Genomic DNA, 3,751 nt, shown 5'->3' on the forward strand with positions numbered 1-3,751 from the left:
CCTTCATTGTCTGGTTCTCATCCGAAGGCGCGAAGGATAGCGCCACCTTCGCTGAAGAGACCGGCGAATTCGTCGCCAATCTCGTCAGCCGTGAGCTGGCAGAGAAGATGAACCGCACGGCCGTCGATGCGCCGCGCGGCGTCAGCGAGTTCGCGTACGCCGATCTCGCCATGGCGCCGTCGCGCCTGGTCGCGCCGCCGCGTGTGGCGGAAGCGCCGGCGGCTCTGGAATGCAAGGTGACGGAAATCCTTCGTCCGCGGGCGTTGGACGGCACGCAAACCAGCGCCGTCGTCGTCGCCGGCGAGGTCGTCGGCGTCCATATCGACGATGCCTATCTCAAGGACGGCCTGTTCGACATCGTCAGGGCCGGCAATGTCGCCCGGCTCGGCTATATGGACTATGCCAGCGTCAACGAGATTTTCTCGATGCGGCGGCCGCGCTGGGGGAAGGATTAGAGCGCCTTGCCGTCATCACGGCGCGCACATAGCCCGGTTCGCCGATGCGGATGCTGCCGTCAGGCAGCCCGAGGATGCGATCGAGCGCGATCTCGTAGAGCCTGACGCGCCTCTCCAGGGCTTCGATCGCTATTTCCAAGTCGGCATCGCTGCCGCTGGCGAACGCCTTGGCGATGACGTCGTGCGTGGCCATGCCGAACTGCATGACGATGTCGGCAACGCCTTCCGGGTCGAATGTTCGGAACGTGCCGTCCTCGACGCCTTGCCGGATGATCTCGACAAGCACGGGCGAGAAGGACGCGCTGGCCGCCAGATTGATGCGGTGGAACAGCACCAGGTTTTCAGGCCGGAACAACGTCTCGAAAAGCGCCCAGGCTTCCGCCGCGGTCTCGATCTTGGCCTGCCGCGACTTTGCGAGCAGGGCATTGAGGCGCCCGAGCGGATCGAGCGCCGGGTCGGCGAGTACGTCCTGGACACCTGCCAGCGCCTGTCTCGCGAAGCGCTCGGCCAGCGCTTCAAGCAGCGCCTCCTTGGAGGGGAAATAGTGATAGAAGGCGCCTTTCGAGATGCCGGCGGCGGCAATCACGTCATTGAGGCTCGCCTTGTCGTAGCCATGCGTCAGGAACAGGGCCTGGGCATGGTTCAGGAGTTCTTCGCGCCTGAGTTCCGGATGCTTGATGATGCGTGGCATAGCGAAACCTTCTGCACGTCGCGACCGTTCCCGTCCAGATGCCTGAACGTCGATAAGACTTGAGAATAGACCATCGGTCGGTATAATAGACCGCTGGTCTAATATGGCCAATAGCGGCGGGCATGTCACGGAAGGTTGGTCATGATCGCGAAATTGGTTCTCCAGACATTCGTGTGGTTCGGCGTCATGGGCGCACTGATGTTTGGGTCGGCAGGTACGCTGCACTGGGCCGCAGCCTGGGTCTACATAGTCGTGATGGTCGGCCTAAGCCTTACCATGGGTGTGGCGCTCGCCCGGCGCGATCCGGGTCTGATGAATGAGCGCCTCCGCCTTCCGATCCAGAAGACCCAGTCCGCGGCCGATAAGATATTGCTGAGCATATTGCTGCTCGGCATCTTCGGCTGGCTGGCGCTGATGGGGTTCGATGTCCGTTTCGGCTGGTCGGCGGTTCCCATATGGGTGCAAGCGATCGGCGCGCTGGTCCTGCTCGTCGGCATCTGCATCTGCTATCTGACGATGCTCGAAAACAGCTTCGCGGCGCCAGTCGTGAAGATCCAGGACGAGCGCGGGCAACGCGTCATCACCACCGGCCCCTACAGCTACGTCCGCCACCCGATGTATGCCGGCGCCATACTCTATTTCGCCGGCACCGCGCTGCTGCTCGGATCCTGGTGGGGATTGGCATCGGTGCTCGTCTTCATCGTGCTGCTCGCCATCCGCACCTTCATCGAAGAAAAAGCGCTGCGCGCCGGCCTGCGCGGCTATGATGACTATGCTGCGGCTGTTCGCTACCGGCTGATCCCTTTGGTCTGGTAGCGGACTCCGGATTCAGCCGGATATTCCCGCCGCCCTGGCGCGGGCCAGCAGCCGTTCGGCCAGTCTGAGATGCGGCCGGTCGTACATCTTGCCGTCGATGCCGACCACGCCGGGATTTCCCGCCGCTGCGAAGGCAGCGACGATCGCCTGCGATCGCTCGACCGCCTCCGCCGACGGCGTGAAGGCGGCGTTGATGACGGGCACCTGCGCCGGATGGATCGCCATCTTGCCGGCAAAACCGTCGCGCTCGGCCTCGCGGCATTCGGCTTCGAAGGCAGCCATGTCGCGAAAATCCGGAAAGACCGTATCGATCGCCGCGACCTCGGCCGCGCCGGCGGCCAGGATGGTCATCGTGCGCGCCAGGCGGAAGACGTCGGTGTAGCGGCCGCTCTCGTCACGCGCCGAGCGCGCGCCGATCGCCGCCGACAAGTCCTCAGCGCCCCAGGTCAGGCCGGCAAGCCTTGCGCTTGCTCCGGCATAGCTCGCCGCCGCCAGCACGCCGGCCGCCGTTTCGGTGATGATCGGCAAGATTTTTATGCCGCCGTCCGGCAACCCGTTTTCGGCTTCGTGCACCCGAAGCTTGGCGGCGAGTTGCTGGACATCCTGTCCGCTGTTCGACTTCGGCAGCATGATGCCGTCGGGTTTTACGGGAACAAGTGCCGCGAGGTCGTCGTCGGTCAGACCGGTCGAGAGGTCGTTGACGCGCACATAGATGGCGGAGTTGATGTGCTGCCGGCGGCTAGCGATGAAGCTCGCCGCAACCGCGCGTGCCGCTGCCTTGTTGGCGGCGGCGACGGAATCCTCGAGATCGACGATGACCACGTCGGCGCCGGCGCCAAGGCCCTTTTCCAGCTTGCGCTCGGAATCGCCGGGCACGAAGAGCAGCGAGCGCATCAGGCTGCCTTCTTCATCATCATCGCCTGCCTCGTACATTTGGCGACGAGAACGTCAGCCTGATTGTAGGCGCGATGCTCGAACTCGACGATGCCGCGATCGGGCTTCGATTTCGAGCCGCGCACCGAAACGACCGTGGTCTCGACCCGGATCGTGTCGCCGTGGAAAACCGGATGCGGAAACACCGTTTCCTTCATACCGAGATTGGCGACGGTGGTGCCGACGGTGATGTCGTTCACCGAGATGCCGATCATCAGGCCGAGCGTGAACAGCGAATTGACCAGCGGCTTGCCCCATTCGCTTTTGGCGGCGAAGTCGAAATCGATATGCAGGGGCTGCGGGTTCAGCGTCATCACCGAAAACAGCATGTTGTCGCTTTCGGTGACTGTCTTGCGCAGCGTGTGCCGGAAGACATGGCCGACGACGAACTCCTCCAGATAAAGCCCGGCCATTGTCGATCTCCTCTGCTTATCCTTGCTTGATAGGCGTTGGTCGCGGCTCCATCAAGCCGGTTAAGAAACATGGTGAACCGTTCGTAAACCATTTCCAGCCTAACGTTCCCAGCGGGGCCGGGAACGTTCCGGCAAGGGCGTAGCTGGTCGGCATGATTGTTTCGCATTTTCTGAAATGGATCGATACGGCGCGGGTTTCCGAGCGCGCCGCAGCCGCGAGCGCGCTGGCCCGCGCCTATATCAATTCCGACCTGCCGTTCGAGGATCGCTGCGCGGCCGAGGCAGCGCTCACACTGCTGCTCGACGATGTCTCCGCCAAGGTCCGCCAGGCGCTCGCCGAAGCGCTGTCGATGAGCCACCACGCGCCGCCGCAGGTGATCGCAGCACTCGCCTCCGACCAGCCGGAAGTGGCGGCGCTGGTGCTGGCGCGTTCGCCTTTGCTT

The 3,751-nt window shown here is 63.5% G+C and carries 5 protein-coding genes and 1 pseudogene; 3 read left to right on the plus strand and 3 right to left on the minus strand.

Annotated features, from left to right (window positions below; genetic code table 11):
• The coding region (locus EOA38_RS30355; RefSeq protein WP_145966130.1) for a flavin reductase family protein at positions 1-455 on the plus strand (455 nt) is incomplete at its 5' end.
• On the opposite strand, the gene EOA38_RS30360 is transcribed toward EOA38_RS30355, so the two are convergent.
• Positions 409-1,146: a TetR/AcrR family transcriptional regulator gene (locus tag EOA38_RS30360; protein ID WP_127300970.1), complete on the minus strand. Its 738-nt coding sequence runs from the start codon at positions 1,144-1,146 to the stop codon at positions 409-411. The genes EOA38_RS30355 and EOA38_RS30360 overlap by 47 nt on opposite strands.
• 141 nt (positions 1,147-1,287) lie before the next feature.
• Here EOA38_RS30360 and EOA38_RS30365 point away from each other — a divergent pair, with 141 nt between their 5' ends.
• A complete protein-coding gene (locus tag EOA38_RS30365) occupies positions 1,288-1,962 on the plus strand; it encodes an isoprenylcysteine carboxylmethyltransferase family protein (protein WP_127300971.1) in 675 nt (224 codons plus the stop codon).
• Between the two features lie 12 nt (positions 1,963-1,974).
• Here EOA38_RS30365 and EOA38_RS30370 read toward each other — a convergent pair whose 3' ends face one another.
• Together EOA38_RS30370 and EOA38_RS30375 are read right to left on the minus strand one after the other, a co-directional pair.
• Positions 1,975-2,856 carry a CoA ester lyase gene (locus EOA38_RS30370; protein ID WP_126093457.1) on the minus strand — a complete coding sequence of 294 codons (882 nt, stop codon included), beginning with the start codon at positions 2,854-2,856 and terminating at the stop codon, positions 1,975-1,977.
• Positions 2,856-3,308, minus strand: a complete 453-nt coding sequence (locus EOA38_RS30375; protein ID WP_126093458.1) for a MaoC family dehydratase — start codon at positions 3,306-3,308, stop codon at positions 2,856-2,858. The genes EOA38_RS30370 and EOA38_RS30375 overlap by 1 nt, the downstream gene beginning before the upstream one ends.
• A 152-nt stretch (positions 3,309-3,460) precedes the next feature.
• Here EOA38_RS30375 and EOA38_RS30380 point away from each other — a divergent pair.
• Positions 3,461-3,751: pseudogene (locus tag EOA38_RS30380) on the plus strand (hypothetical protein); the annotation flags it as partial.

The sequence above is a fragment of the Mesorhizobium sp. M1E.F.Ca.ET.041.01.1.1 genome, from assembly GCF_003997355.1.
In the GTDB taxonomy this organism is placed as follows: domain Bacteria; phylum Pseudomonadota; class Alphaproteobacteria; order Rhizobiales; family Rhizobiaceae; genus Mesorhizobium.

Bases quoted from the DNA above. Each gene is read 5' to 3' on its own strand.
- EOA38_RS30365 (WP_127300971.1), top strand. From the start codon at position 1,288: ATGATCGCGAAATTGGTTCTCCAGACATTCGTGTGGTTCGGCGTCATG.
- EOA38_RS30360 (WP_127300970.1), bottom strand. From the start codon at position 1,146: ATGCCACGCATCATCAAGCATCCGGAACTCAGGCGCGAAGAACTCCTG.
- EOA38_RS30375 (WP_126093458.1), bottom strand. From the start codon at position 3,308: ATGGCCGGGCTTTATCTGGAGGAGTTCGTCGTCGGCCATGTCTTCCGG.
- EOA38_RS30370 (WP_126093457.1), bottom strand. From the start codon at position 2,856: ATGCGCTCGCTGCTCTTCGTGCCCGGCGATTCCGAGCGCAAGCTGGAA.